This window comes from Ruegeria sp. AB8 (genome assembly GCF_056542605.1).
The window spans coordinates 80,228-95,647 of record NZ_JBQGAB010000012.1 but is presented as its reverse complement, the minus strand read 5'-3'; the positions used below and the strand labels follow the sequence as shown (position 1 = coordinate 95,647).

Genomic DNA, 15,420 nt, shown 5'->3' with positions numbered 1-15,420 from the left:
GTCACCCGACCACCGCCTTCAAAGGGGTGCCGCCCACCATGCGAAAATTCTGACGAACCAGCGACGCCAGCTCCTCGATCACCGCGCCGCGACCGGGATCTCCTCCGTAAAGGTTGATCATGTGGGCAGGCAGCTCTGGCAATGCCCCACCCGAGTCGATCTGCTGCAGATGCGCGGCCTCCGTTCCATCCAGCATTGCGTGAACGGCAAGATCGGCGCTGACGGTCGCTTCGATTGTACGGTCGTTTTCTGTTTCGACAGACAATTCCCAGGGGATACCCGCCGCGTCCAGCGCCGCGATGACCTGGGGCCGGAACAAACAGCGCCGCCCAAGCGCCAAAGGCAACGGGCGTTTGCGCCACGCTGACCCGCCAGAAGCTCCAATCCAGCGCAACGGCAACTCGGCCACGGTTTCTGCACCTTCGGCCGCCGAGGCCTCGGTCGTCAGTATCAGATCACATTCGCCGCGCTTGTACATGTCCTTGAGTTGCAACGAATAGGACGAAACCAGCTGGACGCGGACACGCGGAAAATCTGCGTTGAAACGCTGTAGCACGCGCGGGATGGCCGGATAAACAATGTCATGCGGCACGCCCAGCACGACTTCGCCTTCGAAAGCCTGATCGGTGAGTTTCGAGATCACTTCGTCGTTCAGGGCGATCATGCGGCGCGCGTAGGCCAGCAATTGTTCGCCCGACGCCGTCAAAGCGATGGTTCTGCCGCTGCGATCCAGTAGCTCAAGGCCCAGAAGCTCCTCCAACCGCTTGAGCTGCATCGAAACCGCAGATTGCGTCAGGTGCAGAAAACCGGCGGCGCGTGTGACGCCGCCCTGATCGGCCACGGCAACGAAGGACCGCAAAGTGGTGATGTCCAAATTTCTCATTTCACGAATCCTGATGGTTCACGTCAAAAACATTCATTTTTAAAATGTGCCATAGTGATACATATAAATCAAGGAAGTTGATGCAAACTGCATTAATCATCACAGAGCAAGGAAAGGACAACCGTTATGACCCAAATTGCAGCATCACACGAGCACGTATGTAAACAGCCATCGAAAGGCTACAGATTGCGGGATCTTCTTGGCCTTGCCCGGCAGCGTCGTGACCTTGCCAAGCTGGATGGCAACGCACTGAAAGACATCGGCGTGACACACACCGAGGCCAGTCGCGAAGCAGCCCGCCCGTTCTGGGATGCTCCCGAAAACTGGCACAAACGCCTGTATTGACCGGCCAAGCATCGCGATCTGGCGGCAACTGAAACAATGCCGTCAGATTTGTCGAGTGTTTTAGCAGGTTTTGGGCGTAAAACTCTTGAAACATGTGCCTCACTCTCCGATATTTGCAGGGAAATCGGTCTGCAACTGCGGGCTGAACCAGAATCGCAAAGGGAGACCCTTAATGGCACAATTTGACACGATCCGGACGGCGACCGGTGCGCGCGCCGCCCAGATTGACGAGGGCCTGCGCGCCCACATGAACAAAGTCTACGGCACCATGTCCGTGGGCATGCTGATCACTTTCCTGGCTGCATGGGCCATCGCCGGCCTTGCGACCACAACTGATCCGTCTGCCGCGGCAGCTCAGCTGAGCGAGACCAAGTATCTGACGTCGCTCGGATACGCACTGTTCGCTTCGCCGCTCAAATGGGTGATCATGTTCGCCCCGCTGGCCTTCATCTTTGGCTTCAGCGCCGGGATCAATCGCCTGTCCGCAGCCGGCGCACAGACGGTGTTCTACCTGTTTGCCGCTGTCATGGGTGTATCGATCAGCTGGATTTTCCTGGTCTTCACCGGCCAGTCGATCATTCAGGTGTTCCTGATCACCGCGATCGCCTTCGCGGGCCTGTCGCTGTATGGTTACACCACCAAAAAAGATCTTTCGGCGATGGGTACGTTCCTGATCATGGGCGTGATCGGCCTGATCGTGGCGTCGATCGTCAACATCTTCATCGCCTCGTCTGCCATGGCTTTCGCCATTTCGGTCATCGGCGTTCTGATCTTTGCCGGTCTGACCGCGTATGACACGCAGAACATCAAGGCCACATACCTGCAGATGGCCCACTCGGATGATCAGGAATGGCTGGGCAAAGCCGCCATCATGGGCGCGCTGAGCCTCTATCTGGACTTCATCAACATGTTCATGTTCCTGCTGCAGCTGTTTGGCAACCGCGAATAACGCGACGCACAATCCAAATCGAAAGGGCGGGTCCGAAAGACCCGCCCTTTTTTTGCGGAAAGAAAACCAATGACGATCCAGGATATCCGGCCAGATCAGGCCCATCTGATTTTACCCTTGCTACACCAGGTTCATGACCTGCATCTGGAACATCAGCCTGAAAGATACGCAGCGCTGCCGCCGGATGCCGAGCTGACCGACTACATCCAATCCCGGCTCATGCAGCCCAACCTGTTCACTGTCGGTTTTTTCGAACGCGACAAGCTGCTGGGTTATGCCATTTTTGAGATTTCCCGGCGCCCCGCGTCACCCTTTCACCCGGTTGATACCCGCGCTGTGCTCCACCAGATCAGCGTCGACAGGGCCGCGCGCCGCCGTGGCATCGGCACCGCGCTGCTGGAAACCGTCAAATCGCGGCTGAGGCTGGTTGGCGGAAGCGTTCTCACGGCCTCGGTCGCCAGTTTCAACGCCCCGTCCCAGGCCCTTATGGCCCATTCCGGGCCGAACCATTCTCTGACCATAATGGAATGGCGTGACCCTAGCCCTCAATGAAAAAGCCCCACCGAAAAGGTGGGGCCCAATCAAATTCGCTGTCAGCCCGAGTATCAGCTACAGTTCAGAGGCACCGCAAAACCGGAGCTGCGACTGTCAGACCCTTTCCGGTACACTTCGCCAGCTGGCAGGCACCCGGTGAACCGTTCCGTGTTGGCGCCAAACGCCGCTCCGGTGGAACTGTCCACTTTTCCACCGTTGCTGGCGGTGCGCAGAACCCCGAAAAGCGTGCCGTTTACGCTGACAGTGCTCAGGTACAGGTTGTTGCCCTGATTGGACAATTGAACGGCGCTGACATCGGATTGTCCGCCATTGGCAATCGCCACACCGGCGATTTTTGACAATTCAGTCTCATCCGAGACGACCGAAACGGTCGGAATTTTCGCGAGTTCCGCAGGTACATTGGTCGCTGGCGGTGCAAATGCAACTGCGCCTTCGACTTCCGAGACCGTGCGCGGTTCACCATCAATGCCGGTAAAACCAACGCCCTGGCGGTTGAACGGGTCCTCACAGGCCGACAGGCTCAGAACGAGGGTCGAAGATAACAAGATTTTTTTCATGGCGCTCAACGTTTTGTGGCGGTTTGCTCAACCGTAGCGGCAGGTCGCCACGAAAAGCAAGACGCCGGGGATGCGATTGGGCCATATGCTGATGCTCTGCTGCAACGGCCATGGACGTGCATGGGAAAGCACAAACGCGCTTGTGAAACGTTGAAAAACAAAAAAGGGTCCTGCTTCGCAGAACCCTTTAACTGTGTCCGGATGGACAGGCAGATTACTTGATCTTGCCTTCCTTGTACTCGACATGCTTGCGAGCGACCGGGTCGTATTTACGAATGGTCATCTTCTCGGTCATGGTGCGAGCGTTTTTCTTGGTCACGTAGAAGTGGCCCGTGCCCGCGGTCGAGTTCAGACGGATCTTGATTGTCGTCGGCTTCGCCATGGTTATCTCCTGCGTCCGAAAAGGCAGGGGCCTTTCGGTTGAATTCCTATGAGCGTGCGCTTTTACGCGCTGCACAGCCCATGTCAAGGGCTATCGCGCGCATCGAGGCAGCAGAAGGTGGGATGGCCTTATGCAGGAAGTGTCGGTGCCCCCATATAGGTATGAATCTGATTACATTCCGCGTCCGACAGCCCCAATGCGGTTGCCAGCTGACGCAGGTATGACGCCTCACGCGCGTTATCCAGGCGAATCGCAGCCAGAGACGTGGCGTATATCTGTGTTTTCAAAGGTCCGCCCGCAGCGGCCGCCAAGCCCATGACATCAATCGGCGCGTTCAGTTGTTCTTGAACGAAGGCTCGCTCCTCATCGCTGATGTCGTCCCCCAACTCTCCCAGAATTGTTTCTTTTTCATGGGTGTCCAGTTCACCATCCGCCTTGGCCGCCTGGATCATCGCCCGCAGCATCAGCTTGGCCTGCTCCTCCATGACGGCGCCACCGGGTGTTCCCCGGAACACGGTATCCATCATGTCCGCCGTTTGCTGGCTGCCCGACCTTGCCGCGCCTTGCATGGCGTTCATCAGACCGCCCAGCCCGGCGGCACCTGCCGGGTTGACCATACCCAGCTTGCCGATCATCTCCTGAAGTCCGGCGGCCCCACCGGGCATGCCGAACTGCTCGGCCATCTTGCCAAGCTGGTCCATGCCAAATCCGCCCCCCGCACCCTGCATTGCATCCTGCAGGCCAGCCATGCCGCCCATCTGCTTGTATTTCTCCAGTCCTTTCGCGGCAGCAAACCCTACGGCCACCGAGGCAAGTGCTTTCATGAAACTCATAATCGTCCTCCCGATTCAAAAATTACTCCTCACCGCACCTACTCAGACGTCCTTTAACCCGGCTTTCGGAATTCGCCGGACAACGGCTGGACTGTTGCGGACTGAAAACTCAGCAAACACAAGACTATACGAAAACGAAAAACCATGTACGCGCTCGTGCATTTCCATCATTAAACTGGCGCTTTCCCGCACATGCGGAGCTTCAATTGCCCGGATCACGAATTCGTGATACCGTGCCGCCACTTCACTGACCCAAGAAGCCATCTAAGCGCTTAACGCTTGAGGCACTGAAAACAGGCGAAACCTCTGTCAGCAGAGTTTTAAGGCATGTTTTTCTGGGGGGCTATCATGACAGAATGGACTATTCAGGGGGAAGAGCTGGCCAATTGTAACTGCAATTTCGGTTGTCCTTGCCAGTTCAGCGTACTTCCGACACATGGGAACTGCGAAGCGGTTGTCGTCTTTGACATTGAAGCTGGCAAATATGGCGATACCGATCTGGCGGGCTTGCGCGCTGCCGGCGTCTATTACTGGCCCGGACCGATCCACGAAGGCGGCGGTCAGATGCAGCTTATCATCGACGAAAGCGCCAGTCCCGATCAGCGGGCGGCCCTGCAAGCGATCATGACCGGCGAGGACACCGATGAAATGGCCACCATGTGGTACGTCTACAGCGCCATGGCCCCGCAGAAACACGAAACTCTGTACCTTCCGATCGAGCTGGACTGGGATCGCGAGGAACGCAAGGGGTTCGCGAAGGTCCACGGTATCTTCGACGTCGAGGTCAACCCGATCCCGCATATCGTATCTGGAGCGCCGCACCGCGCATCCATCCAGCTGCCGAACGGGTTCGAGTACCGCCACGCGGAATCCGCCGCAGGTACGACGAGAACATCCGGGGGTGCCATAAGCCTGACATTTGATGCCACCCACGCGCACTTGGCGCATCTCAACATTTCCGGCCACGGTGTTTTGGGCGCTTAACAGGGGCGTCGCATGACACGAAACTCTGACGCACCGCCCGTGGCTGTCGCTGAGCGGTTGCTGAGGCAGGACAGGCTGATCGTTCTGGTCAGTGTCTTGGTGATCGTTCTCGGGGCCTCATGGTACACGATTACCGGGATCGGCATGAACATGTCTGCCGTCGAAATGACAAGGATGGCCCGGCCAATCGGCGAGCCCATGCAGATGCCGGTCGACCGGCCATGGAGCCTGCCCTACGCGCTGCTCATCTTTTTGATGTGGTGGGTCATGATGATCGCCATGATGACCCCCAGCGCGGCCCCTGTTGTCCTGTTGTTTCTGGCCCTCAAACGTGTCGGCGCTGACAAGGCCAATGCGGCCCGCCTCAGCTTGCTGTTCCTCGCAGGATACCTGATCGCCTGGGGGGGCTTCAGCCTGCTTGCGACACTGGCGCAATGGGGTCTTGAGCATGTCGGCCTGTCTGATGGCCCCATGATGACCGTCCGGTCAAAGGCATTTGCAGGCTGTGTCCTGATTGCGGCTGGCCTCTATCAGCTTTCATCGCTCAAATCCGCTTGTTTGCGACATTGCCAAAGCCCCGCCCGGTTTCTAGCCGAACACAATCGGCCCGGCGCATCGGGTGCGTTCAGCATGGGCGTCATTCACGGGACATTTTGTCTGGGCTGCTGCTGGGCATTGATGCTCTTGCTGTTCGTCGGCGGCATCATGAACCTCTACTGGATTGTCGCCATCGCAATTTACGTTGCGCTGGAAAAACTTCTGCCCCGAGCCCGCTGGCTGATCCCGGCGACGGGCATCGGGTTGATTGCAACAGGTGCCTGGGTGCTGGCAAGCGCGATAACTTCCGGCACCTAGGCTCTCAAACGGCCAGGGAACCGGCCGAATTCAGGGTTCCGTCACATTGATCCCAGGAGGAGAAAATGCCTTTATTCATAACTTACGCCACCTATTCCCAATCCGGCATCAAGGGAATGCTGCAAAAGCCATCAGACCGCACCGCGCCGGTCAAAGCCCTGCTTGACAAGGTGGGCGGCAAGCTGCTGGCATTCTATATGACCACCGGATCGAATGATGTGGTTGTGATCAGTGAGGCACCTGACGGCACCGACGCAGTTGCGGTCGGAATGGCCGTCGGCGCATCGGGCGCCGTCGACAAGATAGAGACGGTCCGCGCGTGGACGGCAGAGGATTTTGTTGCCATCACGGAAAAAGCGGCGGCCCTGACCGGTGCCTACACACCGCCCGGAGGGTAAGAGGATACGCGCGGAGGGCCTGTAAGCCGGATCTTGTTCCGGGGTTGCCCCCTTCGATGACCATTCCTCTAGGCCGCACATTGCTGAGCGGCTCAAGCTGCCAACCCGGTCCCTCTCGGCCAAGACGCGCTTAGCGGCGGTATCGGCTTGCGCCGACCGGCCCGCGCGGGGACCCTATTTGGCATTGCTCCCGGTGGGGCTTGCCGTGCCGCCGCTGTTGCCAGCGGCGCGGTGGGCTCTTACCCCACCGTTTCATCCTTACCCTGCAAGCAAGGCGGTTTGTTTTCTGTGGCGCTTTCCGTCGGGTTGCCCCGCCCGGGCGTTACCCGGCACCGTTGCCTTGTGGAGTCCGGACTTTCCTCTCGGGCTTGCACCCCAGCGGCCATCCGGCCCTCCGCGCTGGCGTTGGGTATGCCTTGGGGGCGGTGACGTCAAGAGTGGACAGGGTGCGAAGGGGCCAGCCCCTTCTTGGCCTGCGGCCAATTCAACCCCGTGATATTTTTGGCCAGATGAAGCCCGGATTTGTTTGAGGGTTGCTCAGCTGATCGGCGCAAGGTCAGCGGGTGTGAGCGGACCTTTAGCCCAGGGGCGGTATCTGAGCCGAACGGCGGTGAGGAGTGTTTCGTCATCCGTGTCAGCGGTATAGCCTGCCAGGCGGGCCTTGGTGCGGAACTCTTGTGTCAACGCGTTCAGAGGGCATCTTCCCTGCCCTCGCCGCGCCGCAAGCCCCTGACGTTCAAGCCGAGGCCAGTCAAAGCGGGGGCCGGGGTCTGATTTGCGGCCCGGTGCCATGTCGGAATGCCCGATCACGCCTTGCGGCGGGATCGACCAGCGCGTCATGATTTGGGGTAACAGGTGTTCCAGCACATTCATCTGAAGGTGCGAAAAGGGATGAAAGCCTGTATTGTCCAGCTCGACCCCGATCGAGCGCGAGTTGATATCGCTTTGACCGAGCCACTCCCCTGCCCCGGCATGCCATGCGCGGTCTTCCTCGGGCACCATTTGCCAGAGGGTGCCATCATTTCCGATCAGGTAATGTGCGGAGACTTCGGCCTGCGGATCGCACAGACGTTCCAAGGCCGCCTGCGCGCTGTCCATCGCTGTGTAGTGGAGTAAAACCAAAGACGGCTTCAACCCGTCGCGGCGCGGTCCGAAATTGGGGGACCGGTGCCAGATCGGCGTCAGGGGATCAGTTGCTGACGGCACTGCGGAACGGGCTTGGGTCCCAGTTGCAAGCATAGCCGTCACCGTCCGGGTCAAGCCCCTGACGATCCCGCTGCGGGCCGCCATTTGACAGAAAATCGATCTGTGCCTGATCCGGGGAAGGATATTTCGCGCAGTTGCGCTGCGCCTTAGCCTGCAGGTTGAACCCGGCGCGGCTGTAAAGCTGGGTCCCCACGGGGTTCGACGTGTTCAGAGCATATTGAACGATGTTGGGCTGTCCGTCCGACCCGCGCTGCGGTACGGCGGTTGGTGCGACCACCTCGTATGTCTGGCGGTTCTGTTCGATCAGGGCGGCGTCGGATTCGATGCTGCGGCGGTTGGATACGGCCGCAAAATCCTGTTCGTCGGAAATTCCCTGTGCATTGGACACCGGGATCGGAGTGGATGCGCCCTGCGGAGAAGTGCTGGCCAAGGCGGCGGCTGTCTGAGAAGCGATGTCCGCATTGGCCCCGGTCGCCACGGGTGTCACCGCACCCGGAGCGCCAAGCGGTTGTGCGGACACGTCCACCGGGCCAAGCAACGGATTACCGCCCAGTCCCTGCCCGGCCAGTTCAGCCTCGCGTTGCGCCTGGTAATCAGGCGTGTTGAATCCCGTATTGGCCACTGGTGCCACGTCGGTGCAAGCCGCCACCACGCCGATGGCGGGGATCAGAAGCAAAAAGCGCATGTGACTGCTCCGTGTCTGCTGCTCTGGTTGCCAGAGGCTTACCACCATTTCCCCGGCTTGGCCACGAAACCGGCCGCGTTTTCCAGCGCATAGGCGGTGTTGAGCAGATCGCCTTCGTCCCACGGACGTCCGATCAGTTGCAGGCCAAGGGGCAGACCTTGTGAATCCAGACCCGCAGGCACCGAAATACCGGGCAGACCGGCCAGATTCACCGTCACTGTGAACACGTCGTTCAAATACATTTGAACAGGGTCGGCTTCGGTCATCTCGCCCAGACCAAAGGAGGCCGACGGTGTCGCAGGTGTCAGAATCGCATCGATTCCGGCGGCAAACGCGTCCTCGAAATCTTTCTTGATCAGGGTCCGAACGCGGCGAGCGCGGTTGTAGTAGGCGTCATAGAAACCGGCTGACAGCACATAAGTACCAATCATGACACGGCGCTGCACCTCATGTCCGAAACCCTCGGCGCGGGTCTTTTCGTACATCTCGGTGATGCCGTCACCCTGCGCCAGTTGCGCGCGGCGGCCATAACGCACACCGTCATAACGCGCAAGGTTCGAGGACGCCTCGGCCGGTGCGATCACGTAATACGCGGGCAACGCGTATTTAGTATGCGGCAGCGAAATATCGACAATCTCGGCACCCGCTGCTTTCAGCATCTCGGCCCCTTCGGCCCAGAGCTTTTCAATCTCAGCAGGCATTCCATCCATGCGGTATTCTTTGGGGATACCGATTTTTTTGCCCTTGATGTCGCCGGTCAGCATCGCCTCAAAGTTCGGCACCGCCAGTTCGGCACTGGTCGAGTCCTTGGGATCGTGACCGCACATCGCCTCGAGCATGATCGCAGCATCGCGCACGTTCTTGGTCATCGGACCAGCCTGATCCAACGAAGAGGCAAAGGCGACGATACCCCAGCGCGAGCAACGACCATAGGTCGGCTTGATGCCGGTGATGCCGGTGAAGGCGGCAGGCTGACGGATCGAACCGCCGGTATCGGTACCGGTTGCCGCTAGGCAAAGGTCGGCAGACACGGCCGAAGCCGACCCACCGGATGAACCGCCTGGTGTCAGTTGCGCGTCGTCATTGCCACGGCGCCAGGGGCTGACCGCGTTGCCATATACAGAGGTTTCGTTACTGCTGCCCATGGCGAACTCGTCCATGTTCAGCTTGCCCAGCATAACCGCGCCCGCATCGGCCAGTTGCTGCGAAACGGTGGATTCGTATTCCGGCTTGAAACCTTCCAGAATCTTCGAGGCCGCCTGCGAGGGCACACCCTTGGTGCAGAACAGATCCTTGATGCCAATCGGCAGGCCACACATCGACGGTGCGTCGCCGCCCTTGATCCGCTCATCTGCCGCCTTGGCGCGCTCCAGTGCAATCTCGGGCGTCTTGTGGACAAAAGCATTCAAAGCATCTGCCTGATCGATTGCTTTCAGGCAGGCTTCGGTCAGCTCGACTGAGGTCACGTCACCCTTGCGCAGCGCGTCTCGGGCTTCGGCCAGGCCCAGTTTGTTCAGATCGCTCATGTCTTACTCCACCACTTTGGGGACTGCGAAAAAGCCTTCGCGGGCGTCGGGGGCATTGGCTAGAACCTTGTCCTGCTGGTTTCCGTCAGTGACCACATCCTCGCGACGTTTCAGGCGCATCGGCTCGACCGAGACCATCGGCTCGACGCCTTCGACATCCACTTCGTTGAGTTGCTCGATGAACCCAAGAATGGTGTTGAACTCGGACGCCAGCGCGGGCAGCGCATCATCCTCGACCTTGATCCGGGCCAGTTTGGCCACCTTGGCGGCGGTGCTTTGGTCAATCGACATCGGAAAACCTCATATGCGTTAGGGGGCATTTACCCGTCTGCCGCACCGGTCGCAAGACCAACAGACTCGGCGGATGATCGAAGGTGATCATGGCAGGTCCGAAGCACCCCATTCAATTCTGAATATCTCATATGCAAAAAAGTGAACTACACGGTTCACTTTGCATCTTGAAATACTGAACTGCGCTGTTCACTTTCTAACATGTGCAACAGCACAAAACCCGGAGAAAGATCATGAAAACCTTCATCACCGCCTTCGTTTTGTCCGCAACTGCCGCCATTGCACCAGCAATGGCTTCGGGCTTTGATTTCAACCCGTTGACCCGCACCCTGACCTTCCCCGAACCGGTTGCCCAGCCGGTCACCAAGGACACCACAATTCGCGGGAACTAAATAGAAGAAAGCGCCGGATCAGATATGCCGCGACTGATCCGGCGTTGCTGCAATTGCATGCTGCGGACCCTGCGACAAGCCGCTACCATAGGGCGAAAGGACCCGCCGGGAGATCCGGCAGGTGCAGACTTGCCAGACTATGGAGCCATACATGAGCGCACAAAAACAAGCCGTCCTGGACGCAATCGACGCAGTCAACATACAAGACCCCAACCAGGATGGCGGAGAGCCGGAGGCCCTGCTTTATGGCAAGCGGATGAGCGAGGAGCTTGCGCGGCTGTTCCCCGACGCCTCTGACGCGCTGCAGATTGCGGCACGCGGTCAGCACGTGGAACGCTGGAAACTGGCGCGCAGCGAATACCCCGAAGGGCGGGCCGGTTATCTGGCTTGGCGCAAGGCGCAGGGCGTTCACCATGCCGAAGTCGTCATGGGCCTGATGGAAATGGAAGGCTATGGCACCGATCAGATCGATGCCGCGGGCCGGATGCTGCGCAAGCAAGGCATCAAACGCGATGCCGAAGTGCAGGCCCTGGAAGACGTGATCTGTTTCGTCTTTCTCAAATGGTACTTCCAGCCCTTTGCTGCAAAACACTCGGCCGAGAAGATTCAAAGCATTGTCGAGAAAACGGCCCGAAAGATGTCTGGCGAAGGGCGCGCGCGGGTGTTGCGGGAATTCGACCTGCCCGATCATCTGGCAGATGCTTTTCGCGCCGATCAGACCTGATTTTCGGCCAGGTCCTTTCTGTAGACTTCGATCATCCAACCCAGCATCGTTGCGTTCAACAGATGCCACATAAAGTGTGTGCCCATCGGGAATTGGGCACACAGGGCCGGATCAAGCGCGCGGAACGTGATGGACAGGATCAGCAGTACTGCCCCGGCGGCCATGCCGCGCGCCAGAACAGGTTTTTTTAACCGCAACAATGCAGCATAGATCAGGATCAGCAACGGGACCGGCGCGTAGGCAGCGGACCCGCCAAGACCCGGCACAAACCGAAACAGCGGGATTGTCGCAGCCGCATAAGGGATGAAAAGCACGGTGCCGACCAGCGCCCATACCGGAGACATCCGCCAGATGTCGCGGTTTACCGCATAGATGTAGACCAGAATGAACAGCAGGATGGGCGTTGTATCGGCAATAGCCGCCCAAACCTGTGCATGAGTGTGAAACAGAAAACTGCCCACTCCGATCAGGGCAAGCACTGCGACCAGCACCATCGCCAAGGGCATACCCTGCCCTCGTACCCGGCGCCACATTACCCATGCAGCAACCAGGAAGGCCGCATTGGTCAGCGCATTGACCGGTTCAGCCCAATACGCGGGCGACAGTCGTTCGCAATAGCCATCGATTTCCTGCATCCAGTCCATGGATTTTTACATAGCCGATGCTAGGCTGAGGCCAACAGTCTGAATGGGAGGATTTTCATGAATATCATCTGGTTGGGTCACGGCAGTTTCCGCATCGAAACCGGCGGTCAGGTCTTGCTGATCGATCCCTGGCTGAGCGGTAACCCCGTCCTGCCCGAAACTCAGCATGACGCGGCGATCGAAGGGGCCACGCATATCCTGCTGACACATACCCATTTCGACCATGTGGTCGATATCCTTCCCTTGGCGAAGCGCCTGGGCGTGCCGGTTGTCGGCCAATACGATCTGATGGGTTTTTGGGGCGAAACTGAAGGCATCGAAACGGTCGGGTTCAACAAAGGCGGCACGGTCGACCTGAACGGCGTCAAGGTTTCGATGGTACCTGCGTCGCACAGTTCAACCTTTTCGACGCCGGAGGGGCTGCGCACCGGCGGCACCGAGGTCGGGTTCATGATCGTCACCGAGGGCAAAACGCTGTATGTCTCTGGTGACACTGATATCATGGCCGACATGGACTGGATGGGCGACTATTACAAACCGGATATCGGCATTCTGTCCGCGGGCGGCCATTTCACCATGGACATGAAAGGCGCGGCTTATGCGTCCAAGCGCTATTTCAATTTTCGGACCGTGATACCCTGCCACTACAAAACCTTCCCGATCCTTGAGCAATCTGCGCAGGATCTGAAAGACGGCCTGCCCGGCGTCGATGTGATCGAGCCTGAAGTGATGCAGGCGATCACACTATAGGTCCGATGTGAGCGGCGAGGTTTCTCCTTCACCAGAATTGATCGCGGTTGTGCGGCGATGGAACAAGGCCGTGCAAGACAGGGACCGCGCGGTTTTGGAGAACATGCTCTCAACTTCGGAACACCTGAGATATCAGGGATCGGCGGATGAAGAATCCTGGTCCGGGCAGGTGTTCCGACAGGGTTTCGCCGATCATACGAATGAAATTCCCGACTATGCCTGGCAGGAACATTCGCTGGAAGCCTTCGAGTGTGGAAACGCCGGTTGGGCGCATTGTGAAGCGACGATGACCTTTGCCACGAACGGCAAGGCCGCGTTGCATCGATTTACCTTTGTTCTCCATCTGGAAAACGGCGTCTGGAAAATGGTGCAGATGCATGTCTCCAATCCGACCTCTAACATGGAAAAGATCGGGATCGAACATGAGGCCCTGAATGCGTTGATCGAAGCGGCACGGCGCGAGTTCACGCAGGAACAGAGCGAGGGCACCGCCTCGGTCATGTTCACAGACATTGCCGGATCATCCGAAATCACACGGCGACTGGGCGATCAGGAGTGGATCAAAGTCATATCGGATCACTTTGATCTGGCAGAGAAAGTGATCCATGCGCATCAGGGGCGTCTGGTCAAATCGCTCGGAGACGGAACCATGTCGATTTTTTCGTCCGTCCATGACGCGGTTCAGGCGGCCGTCAATTTCCAACGGGAAAACAGGTCGGCCAACGTCGACACGGCGCTTGGCCTTCGGATTGGGATCCATACCGGCGACGTCATCCACAAAGACGAAGATTTCTTTGGGTCCGTCGTAAACAAGGCGGCGCGGGTTACGAATGTCAGCGGGCCATACGAAATTCACGTGACTGACGTGACAAGGCTGCTGGTGGGGAACACCGCCGGATTGAAGTTCAGTGCCCCAAAACCAGTTCAGCTAAAAGGGTTCGGCGGGCAACAGACAGTCTACCGTTTGGACTGGACCTAGACCCTTTCAAACCACGTCAGGATAAGGTCACTTGCCGGCCCGCTTATCGGCAAAGAACTCAAGCAGCAGGGTTTCGCATTCTTTGGCTGCGATACCATCATAAACATCCGGCTTGTGATGCGTCTGCGGGTGGGTAAAGACCCGTGCGCCATGTGCCACACCGCCCGATTTCGGATCGGCAGCCCCGTAATAAACACGCCGGATGCGCGCGGCGGCCAAAGCGGCAGCGCACATCGCACACGGCTCCAGCGTGACATAAAGGTCATGATCCGGTAGTCGCTCGGACCCAGCATCGGCGCAGGCAGCGCGTAGGGCCAGAATCTCGGCATGGGCGGTCGGATCATTCAACTCGCGCGTCCGGTTGCCTGCGGTCGCAACAATCCGACCGTCGGGCGCGATGATAACCGCACCGACCGGAACCTCTCCGCGTTCGCCTGCCAATCTGGCCTGTTCCAGCGCCGTGCTCATATGCGATCTGAATTCCATATCTCTGACTGCATCAGAAACCTGCCTTTCGCAAGCGGGCGGGATAGGTTATGGCCGGATCCATGAGCAACACCCCTCCTCCCGGCGACCGGATCGCCAAGGTCCTTGCGCGCGCGGGCGTCGCCTCGCGCCGCGAGGCTGAACGCATGATCGAAGCAGGTCGCGTGGCCGTGAATGGCAAAGTGATCGACAGCCCGGCGCTGAATGTCACCTCGAAAGACAGAATTGTGGTCGATGGCAAGCCGGTGTCCGAACCCGAACCCTCGCGCCTTTGGCTGTATCACAAACCTTCTGGGCTGGTGACAACCACACGCGACGAAAAGGGCCGCGCGACGATTTTTGACAAACTGCCCGAGGACATGCCCCGGGTCATGAGCGTCGGGCGGCTTGACCTCAATTCCGAGGGGTTGCTGCTGCTGACCAATGACGGTGGCATCAAGCGCAAGCTGGAGCTGCCTTCGACCGGTTGGCTGCGCAAATACCGCGTCCGGGTAAACGGCCGGCCGAAAGATGAAGACTTCGAGCCGCTGCGCAAGGGGCTGGTGATCGACGGGGAACGGTTTCAGCCGATGACCGTTTCCCTGGACCGACAACAAGGGGCGAACGCCTGGCTGACGATCGGCCTGCGCGAAGGCAAGAACCGCGAGATTCGCCGCGCAATCGAGGATATCGGGTATGCGGTGAACCGCCTGCTCCGGGTCTCGTATGGACCATTCCAGTTGGGCGACCTGAAGCCCGGCGAGGTCGAAGAAGTGCGCCGCCGCGTGATGCGGGATCAGCTGGGGCTGGAAGGCGGCGAAAAACCCGATGGCACCGCTAAACGGACCACGCGCCCACAGCGAAAACGTCCCCCGGTCGGCAAGAAAACTCGCAAGTGACGCCAGTCACACAACCTTCCCCCTAGCGCCAAGCCCGCGCATACACTAAATTTTCTGTGAACGCGGAAGTCCTTGGGGGTGCCATGTCCGGAAGCGGAGTGCAAAAACTGGCCTACGC

Annotated in this window: 21 protein-coding genes and 1 other RNA gene; 11 read left to right on the top strand and 11 right to left on the bottom strand. The window is 58.8% G+C overall.

Features of this window, described 5'->3' with window-relative positions:
- Position 1 precedes the first annotated feature (1 nt).
- Complete coding sequence (locus ACR0CG_RS13995) at positions 2-883, bottom strand: LysR family transcriptional regulator (RefSeq protein WP_170609881.1); 882 nt, start codon at positions 881-883, stop codon at positions 2-4.
- Positions 884-1,009: 126 nt separating this feature from the next.
- Here ACR0CG_RS13995 and ACR0CG_RS13990 point away from each other — a divergent pair, with 126 nt between their 5' ends.
- The 3 genes from ACR0CG_RS13990 to ACR0CG_RS13980 all read left to right on the top strand — a co-directional run bounded on the left by ACR0CG_RS13990 (position 1,010) and on the right by ACR0CG_RS13980 (position 2,729).
- Entirely contained in the window at positions 1,010-1,228 is a 219-nt protein-coding gene (locus ACR0CG_RS13990) for a DUF1127 domain-containing protein (protein WP_480525652.1), read from the top strand.
- A 172-nt stretch (positions 1,229-1,400) separates the two neighbouring features.
- Positions 1,401-2,177: a Bax inhibitor-1/YccA family protein gene (locus ACR0CG_RS13985; RefSeq protein WP_480525650.1), complete on the top strand. Its 777-nt coding sequence runs from the start codon at positions 1,401-1,403 to the stop codon at positions 2,175-2,177.
- 69 nt (positions 2,178-2,246) lie between these two features.
- Positions 2,247-2,729, top strand: a complete 483-nt coding sequence (locus ACR0CG_RS13980; protein ID WP_480525648.1) for an N-acetyltransferase family protein — start codon at positions 2,247-2,249, stop codon at positions 2,727-2,729.
- A gap of 53 nt (positions 2,730-2,782) precedes the next feature.
- Here ACR0CG_RS13980 and ACR0CG_RS13975 read toward each other — a convergent pair whose 3' ends face one another.
- From ACR0CG_RS13975 to ACR0CG_RS13965, 3 genes are all read right to left on the bottom strand, one after another.
- Positions 2,783-3,289, bottom strand: coding sequence for a hypothetical protein (locus tag ACR0CG_RS13975; RefSeq protein ID WP_480525646.1), 507 nt, complete (start codon positions 3,287-3,289; stop codon positions 2,783-2,785).
- Between the two features lie 214 nt (positions 3,290-3,503).
- Positions 3,504-3,671 carry a 50S ribosomal protein L33 gene (gene rpmG, locus ACR0CG_RS13970; RefSeq protein ID WP_010441901.1) on the bottom strand — a complete coding sequence of 56 codons (168 nt, stop codon included), beginning with the start codon at positions 3,669-3,671 and terminating at the stop codon, positions 3,504-3,506.
- Positions 3,672-3,799: 128 nt separating this feature from the next.
- Positions 3,800-4,504, bottom strand: coding sequence for a DUF533 domain-containing protein (locus ACR0CG_RS13965; RefSeq protein ID WP_321252040.1), 705 nt, complete (start codon positions 4,502-4,504; stop codon positions 3,800-3,802).
- 348 nt (positions 4,505-4,852) lie between these two features.
- On the opposite strand from ACR0CG_RS13965, the gene ACR0CG_RS13960 reads away from it, so the two are divergent.
- From ACR0CG_RS13960 to ACR0CG_RS13950, 3 genes are all read left to right on the top strand, one after another.
- Positions 4,853-5,488, top strand: a complete 636-nt coding sequence (locus ACR0CG_RS13960) for a DUF1326 domain-containing protein (protein ID WP_170609870.1) — start codon at positions 4,853-4,855, stop codon at positions 5,486-5,488.
- Positions 5,489-5,500: 12 nt separating this feature from the next.
- Positions 5,501-6,343, top strand: a complete 843-nt coding sequence (locus tag ACR0CG_RS13955) for a DUF2182 domain-containing protein (RefSeq protein ID WP_480525644.1) — start codon at positions 5,501-5,503, stop codon at positions 6,341-6,343.
- Between the two features lie 65 nt (positions 6,344-6,408).
- Positions 6,409-6,741: a GYD domain-containing protein gene (locus tag ACR0CG_RS13950; protein WP_170609866.1), complete on the top strand. Its 333-nt coding sequence runs from the start codon at positions 6,409-6,411 to the stop codon at positions 6,739-6,741.
- 6 nt (positions 6,742-6,747) lie between these two features.
- On the opposite strand, the gene rnpB is transcribed toward ACR0CG_RS13950, so the two are convergent.
- The 5 genes from rnpB to gatC all read right to left on the bottom strand — a co-directional run bounded on the left by rnpB (position 6,748) and on the right by gatC (position 10,449).
- Positions 6,748-7,139, bottom strand: an RNA gene (gene rnpB / locus ACR0CG_RS13945) — RNase P RNA component class A.
- A gap of 139 nt (positions 7,140-7,278) precedes the next feature.
- Positions 7,279-7,980: an N-acetylmuramoyl-L-alanine amidase gene (locus ACR0CG_RS13940; protein ID WP_480525642.1), complete on the bottom strand. Its 702-nt coding sequence runs from the start codon at positions 7,978-7,980 to the stop codon at positions 7,279-7,281.
- A complete protein-coding gene (locus ACR0CG_RS13935; RefSeq protein WP_170816665.1) occupies positions 7,931-8,632 on the bottom strand; it encodes a hypothetical protein in 702 nt (233 codons plus the stop codon). Before ACR0CG_RS13935 ends, ACR0CG_RS13940 begins: the two co-directional genes overlap by 50 nt.
- A 38-nt stretch (positions 8,633-8,670) precedes the next feature.
- The gene (gene gatA, locus ACR0CG_RS13930) at positions 8,671-10,158 is read right to left on the bottom strand and encodes an Asp-tRNA(Asn)/Glu-tRNA(Gln) amidotransferase subunit GatA (protein ID WP_170609860.1); all 1,488 of its coding nucleotides are present in this window, start codon (positions 10,156-10,158) and stop codon (positions 8,671-8,673) included.
- Positions 10,159-10,161: 3 nt separating this feature from the next.
- Positions 10,162-10,449, bottom strand: coding sequence for an Asp-tRNA(Asn)/Glu-tRNA(Gln) amidotransferase subunit GatC (gene gatC, locus ACR0CG_RS13925; protein WP_170325838.1), 288 nt, complete (start codon positions 10,447-10,449; stop codon positions 10,162-10,164).
- A 233-nt stretch (positions 10,450-10,682) separates the two neighbouring features.
- Between gatC and ACR0CG_RS13920 the strand changes: the two genes are divergently transcribed.
- Positions 10,683-10,841, top strand: a complete 159-nt coding sequence (locus ACR0CG_RS13920; RefSeq protein ID WP_480525640.1) for a hypothetical protein — start codon at positions 10,683-10,685, stop codon at positions 10,839-10,841.
- Between the two features lie 151 nt (positions 10,842-10,992).
- Positions 10,993-11,565, top strand: a complete 573-nt coding sequence (locus ACR0CG_RS13915) for a DUF4202 domain-containing protein (protein ID WP_480525638.1) — start codon at positions 10,993-10,995, stop codon at positions 11,563-11,565.
- On the opposite strand, the gene ACR0CG_RS13910 is transcribed toward ACR0CG_RS13915, so the two are convergent.
- Positions 11,556-12,209, bottom strand: coding sequence for a ceramidase domain-containing protein (locus tag ACR0CG_RS13910; RefSeq protein WP_480525636.1), 654 nt, complete (start codon positions 12,207-12,209; stop codon positions 11,556-11,558). The two genes, ACR0CG_RS13915 and ACR0CG_RS13910, sit on opposite strands and share 10 nt — an antisense overlap.
- Before the next feature lie 57 nt (positions 12,210-12,266).
- Between ACR0CG_RS13910 and ACR0CG_RS13905 the strand changes: the two genes are divergently transcribed.
- Both ACR0CG_RS13905 and ACR0CG_RS13900 read left to right on the top strand, forming a co-directional pair.
- Positions 12,267-12,959, top strand: coding sequence for a metal-dependent hydrolase (locus tag ACR0CG_RS13905; RefSeq protein WP_480525634.1), 693 nt, complete (start codon positions 12,267-12,269; stop codon positions 12,957-12,959).
- Positions 12,960-12,966: 7 nt separating this feature from the next.
- On the top strand, positions 12,967-13,938 hold the full coding sequence (locus ACR0CG_RS13900; protein ID WP_480525633.1) for an adenylate/guanylate cyclase domain-containing protein: 972 nt from the start codon (positions 12,967-12,969) through the stop codon (positions 13,936-13,938).
- A gap of 27 nt (positions 13,939-13,965) precedes the next feature.
- On the opposite strand, the gene ACR0CG_RS13895 is transcribed toward ACR0CG_RS13900, so the two are convergent.
- Positions 13,966-14,424 carry a nucleoside deaminase gene (locus ACR0CG_RS13895; protein ID WP_480525631.1) on the bottom strand — a complete coding sequence of 153 codons (459 nt, stop codon included), beginning with the start codon at positions 14,422-14,424 and terminating at the stop codon, positions 13,966-13,968.
- A 62-nt stretch (positions 14,425-14,486) separates the two neighbouring features.
- Here ACR0CG_RS13895 and ACR0CG_RS13890 point away from each other — a divergent pair, with 62 nt between their 5' ends.
- Positions 14,487-15,302, top strand: coding sequence for a pseudouridine synthase (locus ACR0CG_RS13890; RefSeq protein ID WP_480525629.1), 816 nt, complete (start codon positions 14,487-14,489; stop codon positions 15,300-15,302).
- Positions 15,303-15,420: the final 118 nt, after the last annotated feature.